At 63.9% G+C, this 17582-nt stretch carries 16 protein-coding genes; 1 reads left to right on the top strand and 15 read right to left on the bottom strand.

From position 1 onward, the window contains the following. Nucleotides 1-21: 21 nt before the first annotated feature. From HBO11_RS21410 to HBO11_RS21355, 12 genes are all read right to left on the bottom strand, one after another. Nucleotides 22-2334 carry an MMPL family transporter gene (locus HBO11_RS21410; RefSeq protein ID WP_169952353.1) on the bottom strand — a complete coding sequence of 771 codons (2313 nt, stop codon included), beginning with the start codon at nucleotides 2332-2334 and terminating at the stop codon, nucleotides 22-24. Then, a complete protein-coding gene (locus HBO11_RS21405) occupies nucleotides 2324-2974 on the bottom strand; it encodes an outer membrane lipoprotein carrier protein LolA (protein WP_169952441.1) in 651 nt (216 codons plus the stop codon). The genes HBO11_RS21410 and HBO11_RS21405 overlap by 11 nt, the downstream gene beginning before the upstream one ends. 11 nt (nucleotides 2975-2985) lie before the next feature. Next, nucleotides 2986-3414: an acyl-CoA thioesterase gene (locus HBO11_RS21400; protein ID WP_169952351.1), complete on the bottom strand. Its 429-nt coding sequence runs from the start codon at nucleotides 3412-3414 to the stop codon at nucleotides 2986-2988. Continuing rightward, complete coding sequence (locus HBO11_RS21395) at nucleotides 3407-4951, bottom strand: aromatic amino acid ammonia-lyase (protein ID WP_169952349.1); 1545 nt, start codon at nucleotides 4949-4951, stop codon at nucleotides 3407-3409. The genes HBO11_RS21400 and HBO11_RS21395 overlap by 8 nt, the downstream gene beginning before the upstream one ends. Next, on the bottom strand, nucleotides 4932-5870 hold the full coding sequence (locus HBO11_RS21390) for a glycosyl transferase (protein ID WP_169952347.1): 939 nt from the start codon (nucleotides 5868-5870) through the stop codon (nucleotides 4932-4934). The genes HBO11_RS21395 and HBO11_RS21390 overlap by 20 nt, the downstream gene beginning before the upstream one ends. Continuing rightward, nucleotides 5867-6601, bottom strand: a complete 735-nt coding sequence (locus HBO11_RS21385; RefSeq protein ID WP_169952345.1) for a glycosyltransferase family 2 protein — start codon at nucleotides 6599-6601, stop codon at nucleotides 5867-5869. Before HBO11_RS21385 ends, HBO11_RS21390 begins: the two co-directional genes overlap by 4 nt. 80 nt (nucleotides 6602-6681) lie before the next feature. Then, nucleotides 6682-8352 carry an acyl-CoA synthetase family protein gene (locus HBO11_RS21380; protein WP_169952343.1) on the bottom strand — a complete coding sequence of 557 codons (1671 nt, stop codon included), beginning with the start codon at nucleotides 8350-8352 and terminating at the stop codon, nucleotides 6682-6684. Beyond that, nucleotides 8349-8894, bottom strand: a complete 546-nt coding sequence (locus HBO11_RS21375) for a hypothetical protein (protein WP_169952341.1) — start codon at nucleotides 8892-8894, stop codon at nucleotides 8349-8351. Before HBO11_RS21375 ends, HBO11_RS21380 begins: the two co-directional genes overlap by 4 nt. Continuing rightward, complete coding sequence (locus HBO11_RS21370) at nucleotides 8891-9145, bottom strand: acyl carrier protein (RefSeq protein WP_169952339.1); 255 nt, start codon at nucleotides 9143-9145, stop codon at nucleotides 8891-8893. The genes HBO11_RS21375 and HBO11_RS21370 overlap by 4 nt, the downstream gene beginning before the upstream one ends. Before the next feature lie 9 nt (nucleotides 9146-9154). Beyond that, nucleotides 9155-9424, bottom strand: a complete 270-nt coding sequence (locus HBO11_RS21365) for a phosphopantetheine-binding protein (RefSeq protein ID WP_032862152.1) — start codon at nucleotides 9422-9424, stop codon at nucleotides 9155-9157. Further along, entirely contained in the window at nucleotides 9402-10214 is an 813-nt protein-coding gene (locus HBO11_RS21360) for a lysophospholipid acyltransferase family protein (RefSeq protein WP_169952337.1), read from the bottom strand. The genes HBO11_RS21365 and HBO11_RS21360 overlap by 23 nt, the downstream gene beginning before the upstream one ends. Next, complete coding sequence (locus tag HBO11_RS21355) at nucleotides 10190-10909, bottom strand: beta-ketoacyl synthase chain length factor (protein ID WP_169952335.1); 720 nt, start codon at nucleotides 10907-10909, stop codon at nucleotides 10190-10192. The genes HBO11_RS21360 and HBO11_RS21355 overlap by 25 nt, the downstream gene beginning before the upstream one ends. Before the next feature lie 347 nt (nucleotides 10910-11256). On the opposite strand from HBO11_RS21355, the gene HBO11_RS21350 reads away from it, so the two are divergent. Further along, nucleotides 11257-12027, top strand: coding sequence for a ParA family protein (locus HBO11_RS21350; RefSeq protein ID WP_169952333.1), 771 nt, complete (start codon nucleotides 11257-11259; stop codon nucleotides 12025-12027). A 116-nt stretch (nucleotides 12028-12143) separates the two neighbouring features. Here the strand turns inward: HBO11_RS21350 and trxC are convergent, their stop codons facing one another. The 3 genes from trxC to mscK form a co-directional block, all read right to left on the bottom strand. Continuing rightward, nucleotides 12144-12578, bottom strand: a complete 435-nt coding sequence (trxC, locus tag HBO11_RS21345) for a thioredoxin TrxC (RefSeq protein WP_169952331.1) — start codon at nucleotides 12576-12578, stop codon at nucleotides 12144-12146. 120 nt (nucleotides 12579-12698) lie between these two features. Continuing rightward, a complete protein-coding gene (locus HBO11_RS21340) occupies nucleotides 12699-14162 on the bottom strand; it encodes a protein adenylyltransferase SelO (RefSeq protein WP_169952328.1) in 1464 nt (487 codons plus the stop codon). A 48-nt stretch (nucleotides 14163-14210) separates the two neighbouring features. Beyond that, entirely contained in the window at nucleotides 14211-17549 is a 3339-nt protein-coding gene (gene mscK / locus HBO11_RS21335; protein ID WP_169952326.1) for a mechanosensitive channel MscK, read from the bottom strand. Nucleotides 17550-17582 lie beyond the last annotated feature (33 nt).

Here is a 17582-nt window from a genome sequence, read left to right as displayed (position 1 = left end):
ACAAAAAAAAATTAGTCGGCATCATTGCGCATGTTCCTGGCGGCCGGCCCATGGCGCCAGCATAAAGCTGAAGGCCAGGCCCAGGCTGACCGACAGGCCGAAGTTACTCACCGCCGGGGTGCTGGACACCGCCAGCAGGCCAAAGGACAGCCAGGTGGTGACCGCGGCCAGCAGCGTCCCCAGCAAGCTGACCGCGGCCCCGCCGATCTGTTCGCGCATGAGGATCGCATAGTCGACGCTGATCGCGGTCACCAGCAACAGGCCGAACAGGCTGAACAGGGTCAACGGTTGCCCCAGCCACCCGAGGCTGGCCAGGCTGCACAGCGCAGCCAACAGCGGCAGGGCGACAATGCGCAGCGCGCCGCCCAGGCCAAAGGGCAGGATCAGCAGCAAGACGATCAGTACACAGGACAATAATTTCAGTTCGGCGGCGCTGACCTGGGTCGCGGCAAATACCTGGTTCAAGTCGCCGAGGCGATCCACCAGTTGCACGCCCGGCAGGTCCAGGGCCTGGATACGCAGCAGCGCCGGGTTGTTCAGGCCTTGCAGGCTGACCATCGCCGCCACGCCGCTGTCGACATTGCCCAGCCACAACAGGCGCCACGGCTCGGCCAGCGGGCCGGCGAGGGCGGCGTCGATGTCGGCGGTGGGCAGCGCCTGCAACTGCGCCACCTCCGCTTGCAGGGCGCTGGCGGGGATGCCGAGGTCGAGCAGCGGTTGCCACAGCGCCGGCAGTTGATTCAGGGCCTCGCGCACGTGTTGCTGTTCGCCGGGCGTACTGACCAGTTGATTGAGTGCCAGGTAGCCCTGCAGCTTGTCCATGTGCACCAGTTGATCCAGGCGCTGGCTCAACGCCGCCTGGCGCTCCAGTAACTGTTGTTGATTGTCCGCATGCACCAGGAAGAACTGGCTGGTGGGTTGGTAGCCGGTAATGCGCGCAATGGCCTGGGCTTCTTGCAGTAACTGCGGCGGTGCGCCGATCCACTGGCGAATATCGTTCTTGCTGTTCAACTGCCACAGGCCGCCGGCGCAGAACAGCAGGGCCAGCACCAGCAGCGCCTGGCTCGGCAGGCGCTTGAGCAAGGATTCACGCACCCCCAGCAGGAACTCGGCGACCCGCAGCGGCCATTGCGCCGGGCGCAGGTCCATGCCGTTGAGCAGCGCCGGCAACAGGCACACCGCCGACAGGTAGGCGCCCACCAGGCCGGCGGCGGAGAATACGGCGATCTGGGTCAGCGCCGGGAATGGCGTCCAGGCCAGGGCCAGGTAGCCGATGCAACTGGTGGCCAGGCTCAGGCTCAGGCCCGGCAGGGTCAGGCGCAAGGCCGGCCAGCTGCGCCAGGGTTGCAGGCTCCAGCTCTTGGACAGGTAATGCAGCGGGTAGTCGACGGCCACGCCGATCAGGCTCGCGCCCAGCACCAGGGTCATCACATGCATATGGCCGAACAGCGCCACACAGGCCACCGCGCCAAACAGCATGCCCACCAGCACCGGGACAAAGGCCAGCAACACCCGCCAGCGACGGAACGCCAGCAGCAACAGCAACAGAATCCCTACCGTTGCGCCGCCGCCGACCCAGGTCATCTCGCGGCTGGCCTGTTGTTGGCCGTTGGCCGCGTACAGCAGGCCGCTGGCGGCGAGCAGTTGCACGCCTTGCTCGCTGGCCAGGTCGCGGCTGGCTTGCAGCAGGTCGGCGACTTGCAGCGGCAGTTTCATATCAAAGGCATTGCCCTGGGTACGCGCGCGCAGCAGCACCCAGCTTTTGCCGTCGGCATCGGCAATCAACGCGCCGCTGCCGATATCCAGCTGCACCGCACCGTGTTGCGGCTGGCTGTTCTGGATGCGTCCGGTCAGGCCCAGCCAATCGTCCTGGCTCGGCACCAGGCTGAAGCCGGTAAAGGGGTCGAACAGCGCCTGCACCCGCTGCGCGATAAACGCCTCGGGCTCGCTGACCAACTGCTCGCGGTCCTTGGCCGACAGCATCGCCAGGCGTCCTTGCAGCAATTGCTGGCGCAGGGCTGGCAGGTCGGCCTGCAGGGTCCAGGTGACCTTTTCAAACAGGCCGCTGGCTTGCCACTGTTCACCGAGCTGTTGGGCCATGGCCAGTGCGTGCTGGCGATCGGCATGCCCGACCAGCACCAGCATCTCGCGGTTCAGCGGCTCTTGCATGCGTTGCTCGGCCGCCAGTTCCAGCGCGTCCGGGGTGTTGCCCGGCACCAGATCCATCAGGTTGGCCGACAACGGCGCGCCCTCGCGCCATTGCCAGCCGGCCAGGGCCAGCACGGCCACCAGCAGGATCAGGAACAGGCGCGGCAACCAACGCTCACTGGGCAAAGTCGTGTTGCTCCGCGTCGCTCAAGGGTTGCGTGCTGGTGCTGTCTTGCATGCGTAAAAGGGTGCTGTCGCCCTGGGTTTCCCGCAGTTCGATGGTGTGCACCAACTCGCCGCCGTCGATATTGATATGGGTGAACACTTGCTTGAGCAGCAGCGAGCGGGGGATCAGCTTGAGTTTCCAGGCCTTGGCCTCGCCTTGCAGCTGCAACTCGAAGTCGCGCTGCAAGCCGCTGCTGTCGCCTTGCAGCACGGCCAGGAACAAACGGTTCTGCTCGGCGCCGGCGCTTTTGTTCGGCAGCGGTTGCCAACCGTTGGCATCACGCCGGGCTATGCCTTGGGCGTTGATGCGATAGTCCTGTTGCAGTGGGGTTTTCAGCAGCCAGAGCAGGCCGTGGTCCCGGGCCAATACGAAGGTGCCTTTGCTGGTCAGCGGCTGGGGCAGGGCGCGCAGGTGCTTTTCCTGGATGAAGCTGCCGTGGATCACCGAGGGCTTGGCCAACTGATCGCTCAGTTGTTGCAAGTCGAAGGCATAAGCCCCAACGCTCAGCAGCAACCCAACCCCTGTAGGAGCGAGCTTGCTCGCGAAAAACCGGAGGGCGCTGCGCAGTGTCAGGCCCCCCGCGTTATTGTTGGCGACCATCGCGGGCAAGCTCAGCATTCCAGGGCCCTTTCGACGGCGGTGATGAACACGGTGGGCGAGGCCAGTTGCATCTCGCGGCTGGCAATCTCGACGGCCACTTGCACGGTGCTGGCGCGGGTCAGGCGTTCGCCGCTGGCAAGGTCGGTGATCAGGTAGTTGACCTTCAAGCGGTTCTCCCACTCCACCAGGCTGGCGCGCACGTTGAGGGTCTGGCCAAAGGTGGCGCCACGCACGTAGCGCAGTTGCAGGTCGATTACCGGCCACGCATAGCCGGATTCGAGCATCGCCGTGTAGTTGTGGCCGAGCTTGTCGAGCAGCGCGCAGCGGGCGATTTCCAGGTATTTCACGTAGTGGCCGTGCCAGACCACGTTCATCGTGTCGATGTCGAAGAAGGGCACGAGGATTTCAGTGTCGCAATGCAACACGCCGGGGCTACGCATGCAGCCTCCAGTGTTGCGCGGCGATGCGTTGCAGGCACAGGCGCAGTTCGCCCTCCAGGGCACGGTCTTCGATCACCGGCGGGAAGTCCTTGGCCAGCTCGATGTGCATCGCGGCCAGGGCCGGCGGCAACGGCCTGGCATCCGTGACCTGGGCGCGCAACCACACGCCCTGGTTGGCGGCAAGCAAGGTGGCGGCGGCCACCTGTTCGGTCAGCTCCAGCACGCGGATTGCATCGCGGGCGGCGATCGTACCCATGCTGACCTTGTCCTGGTTGTGGCACTCGGTGGAGCGCGAAAACACGCTGGCCGGCATCGTATTTTTCAACGCTTCGGCGGTCCAGGCGCTGGTGCCGATCTGCACCGCCTTGAAGCCGTGGTTGATCATCGCGCGGTCCGCCGGGGCGCCCGACAGGTTGCTCGGCAAGCCATGGTTGTAGCGCTCGTCCACCAGCAGCGCCAGTTGCCGGTCGAGCAGGTCGGCGACGTTGGCCACCAGGTTTTTCAGGCTGTCCATGGCAAAGGCGATATGCCCGCCGTAGAAGTGCCCGCCGTGCAACACGCGCTCGGCCTCGGCGTCGATGATCGGGTTGTCGTTGGCGCTGTTGAGCTCGATCTCGATAAACGAACGCAGCCAGTTCAGGCTGTCGGCCAGCACGCCGAGGACGTGGGGCGCGCAGCGCAGCGAGTAGCGGTCCTGCAAACGGTGCAGCGGCGCGGTCGGGGCGTCGATGGCCAGGTCCTTGCGCAGCCACGCCGCAACCTGCATCTGCCCGGGGTGCGGCTTGGCGGCGAACAGGCGTTCGTCAAAGTGCTCCGGGTTGCCTTGCAGCGCCACCACGTTCAACGCGGTGATGCGCGTGGCCAGTTGCAGCAGGTAGTCGGCGCGGGCGAAGGCAAGGCAAGCCAGGCCGGTCATCACGGCGGTGCCGTTCATCAGCGCCAGGGCTTCCTTGGGCCGCAGCACCAACGGCGTCCAGCCCAGCTCACGGTGTACGTCGGCGGCCAGGCGGCGCTCGCCACGAAACAGCACTTCACGCTCGCCGGACAAGGTCGCGGCCACGTACGACAGCGGCGTCAGATCGCCGCTGGCGCCCACCGAGCCTTCTTCCGGGATCAGCGGCAGGATGTCGTGTTCAAGGAACGCATGCAGGCGCTCCAGCAGTTCAACCCGCACCCCGGACACGCCGTGGCACAGCGACTGCAAACGCGCCGCCAGCACCGCACGGGTGGCCTGGGCGTCGAGCAACTTGCCCAGGCCGCAGCCGTGGAAGGTGTACAGGTGACGCGGCAATGCCTCGACATGCTGCAACGGCACCGCCACCACGCACGAGTCGCCGTAGCCGGTGGTGACGCCGTAGATCACGCCTTCCTTGTCCAGCAGCGAATCGAGGAACTGCGCGCCCTTGGCGATGCGCTGGCGATACCCGGCATCGTCTTGCAGGCGGGTGGGCGCCTGACGGTTGGCCAGGGCCAGCACGTCTTCGATGCGCAAAGGGAGTTCGCCGAAGGTTACCGGCTCAAGCAGATGCGTCGTCATCGGTCTTCCAGAAAGGGTAAAAGTTGAACCATTGTTGGGGCGCTTGCAGGCAGAACTGGCCCAGGCGTTCGGCGTAGCGGGCGGCCCAGTGGGCGATCACCTGCTGGCGGTCGCTGCGTTTCCATTCGATCAATGGGGCAAAGGGCTCGATGATCAGCCGATAGCGCCCCTGGTGCTTGAGGCACATCAGCAGGTTGACCGGGCATTTGAGCAGGCCGGCCAGCAGCCATGGGCCCTGGGGGAAGGCGGCGCTATGGCCGAGAAAATCCACGCGCACCGTGCGCCCGCCGTGCAGCGGGATGCGGTCGCCGGCAATCGCCAGCCACTCACCGTCGTCCAGGCGCTGGCTGAGCAGCAGCATCACCGCCGGGTCCAGCTCGCTGACCTGGATCAGCCGCAGGTTGCTCGCCCCGGCTTCGCCCAGCAGGCGGTTGAACTGTTCGGCGTGTTTGGTGTGCACCAGCACGTTCATGGTGACTTTCTCACCCAGCTCCGCGAGGGCCCGGCACACTTCCAGGTTGCCCAGGTGCGCGCCCACCAGCATCTGCCCGCGTTCGCCGCGCAGTTGCCCGCGCAATTGGGCCGGGTCGATGATTTCGATCTGTTCCAGGCGCAGCTTGCCGTTCCATACGTCGAGCTTGTCCAGCAAGGCGTCGGCGAAAGCCATGAACTGGCCGAACACCCTTGTGTGGCTGGGGCGCAGGTCGTCGCGCCCGCTCCAGTCGGCCAGGCGCTGCTGGTACTGCCAGATGCTCTGGCGCGCGGCACGGCCAAACACGAAAAAGTACAGGACGATGCCATACAGCAGCGGGCTCAGCACCCGGCGCCCGAGGACCTTGGCGGCGAATGCGGTGAGTTTCATCAGCCAGAAACTGCCGCGTTCCTGGCGGTCGGCCCAGTGCCGGGGGTTGTCGCTCATGCCTGCCACCGTCGCCAGAGGATCATTGGCGCACGCAGCAACATGCCGAAAAACAGCCGGGTGTGCATGGATGAAATCAGCAGGTTGTCGTGGACCAGGCGAAAGTGCGACAGGCCGTCGGCCGGGTAATGCACTTGGGTCGGCAGCCAGCGCATCGGCTGGTTGCGCCATGACAGGCGCACGAGGATGTCGGAGTCGAAATCCATGCGCTTGCCGATCCGTGCCGAGTCCATCAAGGCCAGCACCGGTGCCAGGGGGTAGATGCGAAAGCCGCACATCGAATCGCGGATCTGCAGCGACAGGCTGTTGATCCACACCCAGACATGGGTCAGGTAGCGCGCATAGAGGCGGCCCTTGGGCACGCTGTCGTCGTATTCGGGGTAGCCGCAGATCACCGCGTCGGGGTGGGTGCGCGAGGCGTCGAGAAACAGCGCGACTTCGCGCAGGTCGTGCTGGCCGTCGGCGTCCACTTGCAGGGCGTGGGTGAAGCCCAGGTGCGCGGCTTCGCGAAAGCCGGCCATCACTGCCGCGCCCTTGCCTTGATTGACGGGCAGGGTCAGCAGCGACACGTTATCCAGGCTTGCCAGTTGCGCCAGCACGGCGGCGCAGGCCGGGCTGCTGCCATCGTCCACCAGCAGGCAGGGTAGGCCATGGTCCAGCAGGCTGCGGACCACGGCGGGCACGGCGGCTTCATGGTTGTAGACCGGGATCAGGGCGCAGGGGTTATGCATGGTGGTGGGCACCTGATGGACCGAGTTGCCTGCATCGCAGGCAAGCCAGCTCCCACATTTGGGATGTGCGCTTACCCAACCTATGCATGAGAATTCTCCAGCAAAACCCGCCCGCTGGAACACGCCGCACTGTCATTGCGATAAGCGAAATACAACTTGCCCCGCTCGCGATCAAAACGCAGGTGCAACTCGATCACGTCGCCAGGGCGCACCAGTTGCTGGAACTTGAGCACTTCCATGCCGGCAAAGGTCGGCGGTAGATCGAGCAGTTGCTGGCCCAGGTTGAACGCCCATTCCACCTGCACCACCCCTGGCAACACCGGGGTGTGAGGGAAGTGGCCGCTGAAGTAGGCCAGGTCCGGCGGGATGCTCAGTTGCAGGGTCCATTCGCCGTCGGTCTCGACTTGCGCCAGCAATTCCGGCGCCTTGGGGCGCGGCGCCAGCAGCAGGGCTTCGACATCGGCCTGGGGCAGCTTGCCCTGGGGGGTGAGCGGCAACTGGCGCAACAAGCGCCAGCGGCGGGGCAGGGCCAGGGCTTCGCAGTGCTGGCCCAGGTGCTGGCGCAGGGCTTGGGTGACGCTGCGCCGGCCTTGGTTGCGCAGGGCGTGCAGGCCGTCGCCACTGAGTACCACCAGGGCACCGAGGGACGCGCGGTTTTCCTGGACCACTCCCAGGCGCGCTTCCGCGACCCAGGCGTGGTCGGCCAGGGCCTGTTCGAGCATCGGCAGGGAGATGCGTTTTTCTTCCAGCTTGACGATCCGGTCCAGGCGCCCGAGCAGTTCGAAGCGCCCATCTGCGTGGATCTGCGCGGCATCGGCCGTCTGCTCGACATGCCCGGCCGGCAGGTACGGCGAGGCAATGCACAAGGCGCCATCGGCATCCTGAGTCAGGCGTACATCGGCAAACGGCTGCCAGGGCGTGTGGCCCTGGCGCCAGGCAATGCCGCCGGTTTCCGAGCTGCCGAGGATCTCGGTCGGCCACTGCTGCAGGCGTTGGTGCAGGCTGTCGGCAGCCTCGGCGGGCAGCGCGCCTCCGGAGGAGAACACGCGCTTGACCGTGCTCAAGGCCGTCCAGTCGAGGTTATCGCCCATGCGCTTGAGCAGGGCCGGGCTGGCCACCCAGGCGAAATGCGGGTGCTGGCGGCTGACGCGCTGCAAGTCTTCGGGGAACGGCAGTTGCTGGCGCACAAAGCTGCGACCGGCGCACAGCGGCCACAGCACGCGGAACAATAGGCCATAGATGTGCTGGGTAGCGACGCTGCCGACGATGCACGCGCGGCCCAGGTCGGCGCCCCACAAGGCTTCCAGGGCCTGTACCTCGTTGGCCAGTTGGCGCAGGGTCTTGTCGATGCGCTTGGGCGCGCCGCTGGAGCCGGAGGTGCACAGGCCCAATTGGCAGGCGTCCAGGTCCAGGGCTGCGGCGGCGAGCGGCGGGTGGTAGAGCGCCTCCAGGTCGCCCGCTTCGGTCAGCCAGGCGTCGACCGCAGTGGCCCAGCGTTGGCGGGTCTGGGCTTGCAGGTCGGCGGGCAGCAGCACACTGGCCCCGGCGCGCCAGGCGCCCAGCAGGGCAATCGCCAGCTCGCCGGCGTCGCTCAGGTGCACGGCCAGGCGCTGGATGCCACGGGCTTTGAGCCCGGCCGCCAGGCTCAGGGCCCGTTCGCACAGTTGTGCGTGGTTCATTGCAGGTTCAGTGGTGACCGAACGCAGTTGCACAGGCTCAAGCAACAGATGCTCAAGATTGACCCAATTCATACGCGGCCTCGAACCCTTTGTCGTATCAGCCATTCCACGGCAAACAACAACCCCATCAGCCCATAGGCGATCAGGCCGTTGTACAACGTCCACCAGCTCAACGGTGCCCACAAGGTGAGCGCGGCGGCGAGCAGGCCGTTACACAAGAAAAACCCACTCCACACCACGGTGACCTGGCGCGTATACGCAATGGCCTTTTCAGGCAGATGCGGATCGCTCAGGCGCGCCAGGCGCTCGACCATCGGCGGGCCGTACTTCAGGCTCAGGCCGAACAGCGCCAGCATGAAGATGCTGACCAGGCTTGGGTACCAGCGCAACAACTGCGGGTTGTCGAACCAGGCCAGCAGCAGGCAAAACACAAGCGCCACGCCGGCCATCCAGCCACTGCCGGGACGCCGCGGGCCGGTCAGCGCGCGCAGCAGCCAGAGGCTGGCCAGCAGCAGGCCGAACTGCCACGGGGCGAAATGCTCCGTGCCGTAATACACCGCGAAAGGGTACAGCAGCCCTACCAGCAACAGGCCAAGGCCGATCAGCCGGCTCATGCGGCCGGTTGGACCAGACGGTAGACCGCCTCGACCACATCATTGACCGTACGCACGGCCTTGAACTCTTCGGCGGCGATTTTCTTGCCGGTCTGGCGCTTGATATGGTCGATCAGGTCCACCGCATCGATGCTGTCGATTTCCAGGTCCTGGTACAGGTTGGCGTCGAGGGTGACCCGCGTAGGCTCCAGTTCAAACAGTTCCACCAGGGCGTCGCGCAGGGTGTTGAAGATATCGTCACGAGTTTGCATGGTCGGGTCTCAAGCTGCCTGTCGGGCCGTGACGAACGCCGCGAGGCTGGCCACGTTGATAAAGTGATTGCGGGTGTCCTTGGCGTCGGCATCGATCTTGATGCCGTACTTTTTCTGGATCGCCAGGCCCAATTCCAGGGCATCTACCGAATCCAGGCCCAGGCCTTCGCCGAACAGGGTTTGCTCGCTGCCGATGTCGCAGGCGTCGATGTCTTCCAGGCCCAGGGCCTCGATGATCAGGGTTTTGATTTCGTGTTCAAGGCTGTTGGGGTTGCTCATCTTCGGCGAGCTCCTTAATGAAATAGTGATGCAGATAATCGTTGAGCTTGCGTGAGGCCTGAGGTGGTGGCCCTTGTGAGGCAAACACCTGTGGGTCTATATCGGCACCCACCCGCAAACTGAAGTGAAAGCGGCGGTTGGGGATGCGATACCAGGGCTCGGCCTTGGTCAGCGTGGTCGGGCTGACCTTGAGCACCACGGGGGTGATGATTGTCGCACCGCGCAGGGCGATGGCGGCGGCCCCGCGATGAAAGGCCGGGGCTTTGCCCGGCACGGTGCGGGTGCCTTCGGGAAAGATAATCAGGGTCTGGCCGCCTCGCAGGGCACTGGCGGCGGCATCGAGCATGTCGATGCTGCCATCGTTGCTGATATAGCCGGCATCATTCACGGGGCCACGGGTGAAGGGGTTTTGCCACAGGCTCTGCTTGACCACGCAATTGGCCTGGCGTACCAGGCCGATCAGCACCACGACGTCGATCAGCGACGGGTGGTTGGCGATGATCATCTGCCCGGGGCGCCCGAGTTTTTCGGCGCCTTCGACGCTGTAGGTGAGAATGCCGGCGCGGTACATCATGTTGATAAAGAACCAGAACAACCGCCCGACGGTCAGGCGCGCACGGCGCTGGTGCTGCCGGGCGTCCCCCGGCAGGCAACTGAGCAGCGGGAACACCAGCAAGCGCAGGCACAAGCCGCCCACGCCGAACAGCACGAAGCTGGCTGCCGTGGCGAACAGGCGCCAGTAGTAGGCGTCCCGGGGCTTGTCGGTCAGGGTTTGCGTTGCCAGTTCCATACTCGGTTCTTCCAGGCATGTTGGCAGGCACCTTGCTCGGTGAGCAGGGTGCGCAGCAGGTTCAGGGCGTGGGGCCACTGGGTCTCGGTGGGTTGGACCGTTGTGGTGTGCAGCGCCAGTTGCCATTCGTCGCCTGGGGTCAGCAGCAGGCCCAGGGCGTAGGGGAACGGCACATCATCGATCCACCGCGCGTAGGCCAGGGGTGGCTGCTCTTCGGTAATCACCAGCAGAACGGCCGGCGCGCCTTCGTTGAGCAGGGCTGCGGCTTCGAGCATGCCGTGCTCCAGGCCGTCGCCCGCGGCTGCCAGGGCGGTCATTTCGCTGGTTTCGTTACGCAGGATCGACCACAGGCCAATCACCGCATTGTGTACCGACAGGCTGAATTGGGTGGGCGACAGCGGCTGGTCGTTGGCCAGGTCGCTGAGAATGTCCAGGGTGCGTGGGGTTTCGCCATGACGCGAGACAAATACCAGCGGCAGGTCCTGCAGGCCGTCGGCCAAGGGCCAGCCGACGCTGAAGGCCATCCGGGCCAGGCGGCTCAGGCGCCGGCGCTGCATGGCCGGCAGGAACGACACATCGGGCGCGGCATCGCTTTGGGCCACCAACACTGGGGCCTGGCACCAGTCGCGCCAGGCATCCACGCTGTCGAGCCCAGGGGCCCAGGCGCGCCATTGGGCGATGTTGAAGTTGATCACTGAGAAGATTTCCCGCCCCTGCGGGCTTCCTTGTGCTGCAAATTGCCCATAAAACCGGGGCATGGCGCGATGGCCGAGTGGCGCGCATTATCCCGGTGCGGTGGGGTTCTAGCAAACTTTGGTAAAGAATTGTTCACGAGAAATTACAAATTCGCCGAAAAGAATCAGTGATTGTCCGCCAATGGCTACGGGGGGCTGGTGTCAGGCAACTCTTTATTGGTTGGCGTATTAAGAGATAGTTATGCGGGATCCGTCTTCAGATGCTGTAGTACAAGCTTGATCAAGGTAGCGAGCGGGCGCTTTTGCCCTCTACACTCGGGCATTCATTGATACACGGAGGTTTTTCCATGCGGCGCGTGGTGTTCAATCAAAAAGGTGGCGTTGGCAAGTCCAGCATCGCCTGCAACCTGGCGGCGGTCAGCGCCAGCGAAGGCTATCGAACCCTGTTGGTGGACCTCGATGCACAGGCCAACTCGACCCAGTACCTGACAGGGCTGACGGGTGACGATATTCCCATGGGCATTGCCGACTTCTTCAAGCAGACCCTGTCATCCGGGCCGTTTTCGAAGAAAAACCAGGTGGATATCTACGAAACCCCGTTCGACAACCTGCACGTCATCACCGCCACCGCAGAACTGGCGGACCTGCAGCCCAAGCTCGAGGCCAAGCACAAGATCAACAAGCTGCGAAAGCTGCTGGATGAACTGGCCGAGGATTACGACCGGATTTACCTGGATACCCCGCCGGCCCTGAACTTCTATGCGGTTTCGGCGTTGATCGCGGCTGATCGTGTACTGATCCCTTTCGATTGCGACAGCTTTTCGCGCCAGGCGCTGTACGGCCTGCTGGCGGAAATCGAAGAGCTCAAGGAGGACCACAACGAAGGCCTTGAAGTGGAAGGCATCGTGGTCAACCAGTTCCAGGCCCGGGCGAGCCTGCCGCAGAAGATGCTGGACGAGTTGATCGCCGAGGGCCTGCCGGTACTGCCGGTGTACCTGGCCAGTTCGGTGCGCATGCGCGAATCCCACCAGGAGAGCAAACCGCTGATCCACCTCGACCCGCGCCACAAGCTGACCCAGCAGTTTGTGGAGTTGCATAACCTGCTGGAAAACGCCTGATCATCAAGGATGAGCATGCTCGATGTGGGAGCTGGCTTGCCTGCGATGACGGTGTGCCAGCTTGCATATCCATCAAGCTGCCCCTCGCCATCGCGGGCAAGCCCGCTCCTACAGGGTTACACCCCTTGGCTACGCAACCAGCTCATCAGTTGCGGTAACGCAAATGCCCCGCTCTGGCGCGCCACTTCCCGGCCGTTCTTGAACAGGATCAGGCTGGGAATCGAGCGAATGCCCAATTGCGCCGAAAGCTGCTGGTTGGCCTCGCTATCGAGCTTGGCCAGCCGGCACTTGCCGGCCAACTGCCCGGCCGCCTGTTCAAACACCGGCGCAAACGACTTGCACGGCCCGCACCATTCGGCCCACACATCCACCAGGAGCGGTAAATCGCCCTTGATCTGGCTGGAATAATCGCCCTGGCTTAATTCAAACGGTGTGCTGAGCAACACCGGCTGCTTGCAGCGCCCGCACTTTGGGGCATCGCCCAGGCGTTCGTGGGGGATGCGGTTGAGGGCGTTGCAGTGTGGGCAGGGGATTACAAGAGAATCGGACATGATGGGCTCCTTGGGTGTGGCCTATGGGCTCAATCTGGCGCCCGTCACGGGGATTATCAAGGCCAGACGAATAGGCGACAGTGAAGACTAACGTGGCGTGAGCACGCTGCGCTTTTGATCCTAGGACGAACAACTGATCTCCAAATGTTTGCCCCAATCGGGCGGCCGTTGCGCGTACTGCTCCATCCCGGTCAGTTCTTCAAATGGCTGGCTCAATACCTCATGCAGCCGTCGCACTTCACTGTAGTCACCTGATTCGGCGGCGGTGATGGCGTTTTGCGCCAGGTAGTTGCGCAGGATGTACAGCGGGTTGACCGCGTGCATGCGCTCGCGGCGTTCTGCCTCGCTGCCTGTGCCGTCGCGCTCAACCCGGGCCTTGTACTCGTCGGCCCAGGCATCGAAGCCCGCGCGGTCGACAAAGTCATCGCGCAGGCGCGCCACGGCCAGTGCGGCGGATTCGTCGCCCAGATGGCGGAAGAACAAGGTGTAGTCCACGCCACTGTTTTGCATCAGTTGCAGCAGGCGCTCCAGCAGTTTCTGGTCATCGTCCTCGGCGGTGGTCAGGCCCAGGCGGCGGCGCATCAGGTCCAGGTAGTGGGCCTGGTACAGCGGCAGGTACAGGCCCAGGATCTCGCGCAGGGCTTGCACGCTGATGTACGGCGTCAGCGCCTGGGCCAGGGCGCTGAGGTTCCATTGGCCGATGGGCACCTGGTTGCTGAAGGAGTAGCGGCCTTCGTGATCGGAGTGGTTGCAGATGAAGTGAGCGTCGAAGTCATCGAGGAAGGCAAACGGCCCGAAGTCGAAGGTAATGCCCAGGATCGACATGTTGTCGGTGTTCATCACCCCGTGACAAAAGCCGTAGGCCTGCCATTTGGCGATCAACTCGGCATTGCGCTCGACGATCTCGCGGAACATCGCCAGGTACGGCTCGGGTTGCTCCTGGCAGTGGGCGAAGTGCAACTTCAGCACATGCTCGGCCAGTTGCTGGTGCAGCTCGGTTTTCTGGGTGTAGTAGAAGTATTCGAAGTGCCCAAAGCGGATATGGCTCGGCGCCAGGCGCAGGACCATGGCCGCGCGTTCCTGCTTCTCGCGCCATACCGGGGTGTCGGAGCCGATCACGCACAGGGCGCGGCTGCTGGGGATACCCAGGGCGTGCAAGGCTTCGGAGGCGAGAAACTCGCGGATCGACGAACGCAGCACCGCGCGGCCATCGCCCATGCGCGAGTAAGGCGTTTGCCCGGCGCCCTTGAGGTGCAAGTCCCAGTGTTCGCCCGCCGCGTTATATACCTCGCCCAGCAGCAAGCCGCGACCATCCCCCAGTTGCGGGTTATAGGAGCCAAACTGATGCCCGGAATAGACCATCGCCCGCGGTTCGGCCTCGGCCCACAGCTTGTGGCCGCCGAACAGTTCGGCAAACACTGGCGTCTGGGCGACGGCTGGATCGAGGTCCAGCAGGGCCATGGCGGCGTTGCTCGCCACCACCAGCCGCGGCTCGTCGATGGGCTCGGGCAATACGTGGGTTGAGAAACCGTCGCCCAGGCGGGCGAAGCGGTTGTCGAAGGTCAGGTCGTCGAGGGCTTTCACCGGCCATCTCCAGCAGAATGTCCGAGCATTCTGCTGGGGATAGCGCGGTTAGTCGAGTTTGGCCGGCGGCGTGGGTTGCGGCGAGCCGTCATTGGCCGGCTTGCTCAAGGGCTCGATTTCCACCAGTTTGTATTCCTGGCCGTGCAGGTTCTTCAGGTAAACCTCCATCTGGCGGAACGAAATGTTGATGCTCTGCTTCTTGAACTCGCGGTTGATGAAGCGGTTGACCTCATCGATGACCGGGTTGCGGTCGCCGAGGTCGCGCACATGCATGCGCAGTTCGTGGTCCAGGGTGCTTTCGCCAAAGTTGAGGAAGTACACGTGGGGTTCCGGGTCTTTCAATACCCGTGGGTTATCCCTGGCGGCCTTGAGCAACAATTCCTTCACCAGGTCCAGGTCGGAGCCGTAGTCCACGCCGAGCTTGAGGGTCACCCGGGTGATGGTGTCGGTCAGCGACCAGTTGATCAGTTGCCCAGTGATGAAGGTTTTGTTCGGGACAATGATGTCCTTGCGGTCGAAGTCGGTGATGGTGGTGGCGCGGATGCGGATCTTGCTCACCGTGCCCGACAGGTTGCCGATGGTAATGGTGTCGCCGATGCGCACCGGGCGCTCGAACAGGATCATGATGCCGGAGATAAAGTTGGCGAAGATCTCCTGCATGCCGAAGCCCAGGCCCACCGACAGTGCGGCCACCAGCCATTGCAACTTGTCCCAGCTCACCCCGAGGGTCGACAGGGTCGACACAAAGCCCACGCCGGCGATCACATACGACAGCAGGGTGGTGGTGGCATAGGCGCTGCCCTGGGCCAGGTCCAGCTTCGACAGCACCAGTACTTCCAGCAGGCCCGGCAGGTTGCGCGCCAGGGCAAAGGTAATGCCGATGATGATCAGCGCGCCCAGCATGTCGCCGATGCTGATGGGCACCATGCTGATATTGGCGCCGGTGCCGCTGGTGTATTCGTAGAGGGTGACGTTGTCCAGGTAGGAGAACACCGAGATCAGGTCCGACCAGACCCAGTACAGCGCCGCAATAAAGCCGCCGAGCAGGGCCAGGCGGATCAGGCGCATGGATTGTTCGTTGACCTGCTCGATATCCAGGGTCGGTTCCTCGATCACCACTTCGCCGTCGCCGGCTTCCTTGGCGGCCTGGCGTTTGGCCAGTGCCCGGGCATAGGCCAGGCGCCGCGCGGCAACACCCAGGCCACGGACGAAGGTGGCTTCGATCACCAGCCAGAACATCAGCAGGTACAGGGTGTTGATCAGGCGGTCGCTGAGTTTGAGCGCGGTGTAGTAGTAGCCAAAACACACGGCGATAAACAGCGCGATGGGCAGCGCGGTAAACGCCACGCCGACGACCTTGCGAAACAGCGAGGCCTTTTCATGGGTCGGGCTGTTGAGCAGCAGGCGGCTGAGCAGCCAGGCCATCAGCCCATAACAGGTGAGGACTACGGCGATCCCCAGCACATCATCGGCCAGGGCTGCCGGCTGGTGCTCGGCGATGGACACCACGGCCACCAGCGCCAGCACCACCAGCCCCAGCTTGCGGATCCAGCCCTGGAGAAACTCGACCTGGGGTTTTTCCCAGCGGAAATGCAATTCGGCCACGCCACCCGGCGCGAGGATGCGATAGGCGGTGTAGAACACCAGCCACGCCTGGGAAATTTGCACCAGGGCCATGCCCAGGTTGGCGTTCTGCCCGCGTGCATCGATCTGCAGGGCGTAGCCGCACAGCGCCAGGCCGAGGGTTACCGGCAAGGCCAGCAGGATATTCACCAGGATCGCGACCGGAGTGTGCCACTGGCTGTCCCGCTTGAAGTGCCCGATATCCATATGGATTTTTTTCAGGCGCTCGTAGAGGCTGTTGCGCCGCCACAACAGCGCGCCGATCAATAGCAGCAGGGGCAGGAACAGCAGCGGGCGCTGGGCCAGGCCGTCATACAGTTCGCTGAGGCTGGAGGCCCAGGGCAGGGTGTCGACCTGTTTGCTCAGGCGGTTGGGCACGCCTTCGAGCCATTCGACGTCCAGCGGCTTGTTGCTGGGGATCCAGAACATCTGTTCGTCGAGGGTCGCGCGCAGGCTGGCGGCGGTGCTGAGCAGTTGTTTCTGGTTCAGTTGCAGGGTGATGGATTCGTTGAGCAGCGCGCTCAACTCCCGGCTCAGGCGTTCGAGCAGGTCGCTGCGGGTCACGGCCAGCTCCAGCAGGGTGCGGCGCAACTGTGGCGTGACTTGGTCCTCGGGCTGGTTGGCCAGCAGGTTGTCGACGTAGGTGCTGGGCGAACTGATCAGTTCGCGCTGCTGGTTGACCTCGAACTGGTACAGGCGAATGTTGGCGATATCGTCGGCCAGGTCGCGGTCGACCTTCAGGCGCGGCAAGGCCTGTTTCTGTTTATAGAGGATCTTCGATAGCAGCAGGCTGCCCTTGAGCACGTTGATCTGCTCGTCCAGGGCCGAATCGCTCTGGGTCACGTTGTCCAGCAGCTGTTTGGTTTGCAGGTTCTGCTGGGTCAGCTCATTGAGCCGGTCGGTGCTTTTGAGCAGGTAGTCAGAGAGTTTCAGGTTGGCTGCGCTTTCCGTAGCCAGCAGGCTGCTGCCACCGGCTTTCTGCGCTTCGATGGACTGCTGGGTCACGGTTTCCTGGGACTGGGCCAGGCGTTTCTGGTTGATCAGGGTTTGCAGGTCCTGGATTTCCTGCTCCAGGCGCGCGGTTTTTTCCACCGCCAGGTCATGTTGGCTGTTACCCAGGTCTTGCAGTTGGCTGTTGCCCGCCAGCTCCTGGCGGCGCAGCGGGATCAAGGCGTTGAGCGCCGCCAGTTCGGCGTTCAGCAGGTTGCGCTGGTCGCCATTTAGCGGTTTGCCATTGTCCTTGCCGGCCTTGAGGATGCCGTTGATCTGCTGGATGCGCGTCTGGCTGTTGCTGATTTCGGTCTGGGCACGCTCGGGGCGGGTTTGGGCGGCGATGCTCAGGCTGTTGGCGTCGGCCAACTCCTTTTGTAGGTCGCCTTGCTGGGTGCTGCGCTGCACCAGCAGTTGTTCGAGCTGCGGCACTGGCAGGCTGGCGTAGCGCTGGGCGACCGGGACCACCTTGGTGGCCTTGAGCCGGGCCAGTTCACGGGCGTTTTCCGTGGTCTGGCGTGGCGCGTCTTGCAATTGGCGCTTGAGATCGCTCAGGCGTTGCTCGTAGTCCTGCTTGTTGCCCAGCAACGTCAGGGTCTGCTGCAACACATTTTGCAGCGCCTTCATGTCGGCGTCGGGCAGCTTGCGGTCCGGCAGCTTGTCCAGGGTCTGTTGCACACTCTCGATGCTTGGCGGGTCGGCGGCGAACACCGGGCTGACGCAGAGACTCAGGCCCAGCAGGGCAGTGGCTAAAAAAGTGCGCAGGATTGTCATAGAGACCGGTCGAACAAGATGAAGAATAGGGGG

Origin of the sequence: Pseudomonas sp. WS 5010, from assembly GCF_012985565.1 — a bacterium.
Taxonomy (GTDB): Bacteria; Pseudomonadota; Gammaproteobacteria; order Pseudomonadales; family Pseudomonadaceae; genus Aquipseudomonas.
The sequence above is the reverse complement of the archived record's forward strand: the minus strand, read 5'-3'. Positions and strand labels throughout refer to the sequence as shown.

Coding starts and splice junctions, on each gene's coding strand:
- HBO11_RS21405 (WP_169952441.1), bottom strand. CDS start 2,974: ATGGTCGCCAACAATAACGCGGGGGGCCTGACACTGCGCAGCGCCCTC.
- HBO11_RS21400 (WP_169952351.1), bottom strand. CDS start 3,414: ATGCGTAGCCCCGGCGTGTTGCATTGCGACACTGAAATCCTCGTGCCC.
- HBO11_RS21395 (WP_169952349.1), bottom strand. CDS start 4,951: ATGACGACGCATCTGCTTGAGCCGGTAACCTTCGGCGAACTCCCTTTG.
- HBO11_RS21390 (WP_169952347.1), bottom strand. CDS start 5,870: ATGAGCGACAACCCCCGGCACTGGGCCGACCGCCAGGAACGCGGCAGT.
- HBO11_RS21385 (WP_169952345.1), bottom strand. CDS start 6,601: ATGCATAACCCCTGCGCCCTGATCCCGGTCTACAACCATGAAGCCGCC.
- HBO11_RS21380 (WP_169952343.1), bottom strand. CDS start 8,352: ATGAATTGGGTCAATCTTGAGCATCTGTTGCTTGAGCCTGTGCAACTG.
- HBO11_RS21375 (WP_169952341.1), bottom strand. CDS start 8,894: ATGAGCCGGCTGATCGGCCTTGGCCTGTTGCTGGTAGGGCTGCTGTAC.
- HBO11_RS21370 (WP_169952339.1), bottom strand. CDS start 9,145: ATGCAAACTCGTGACGATATCTTCAACACCCTGCGCGACGCCCTGGTG.
- HBO11_RS21365 (WP_032862152.1), bottom strand. CDS start 9,424: ATGAGCAACCCCAACAGCCTTGAACACGAAATCAAAACCCTGATCATC.
- HBO11_RS21360 (WP_169952337.1), bottom strand. CDS start 10,214: ATGGAACTGGCAACGCAAACCCTGACCGACAAGCCCCGGGACGCCTAC.
- HBO11_RS21350 (WP_169952333.1), top strand. CDS start 11,257: ATGCGGCGCGTGGTGTTCAATCAAAAAGGTGGCGTTGGCAAGTCCAGC.
- trxC (WP_169952331.1), bottom strand. CDS start 12,578: ATGTCCGATTCTCTTGTAATCCCCTGCCCACACTGCAACGCCCTCAAC.
- mscK (WP_169952326.1), bottom strand. CDS start 17,549: ATGACAATCCTGCGCACTTTTTTAGCCACTGCCCTGCTGGGCCTGAGT.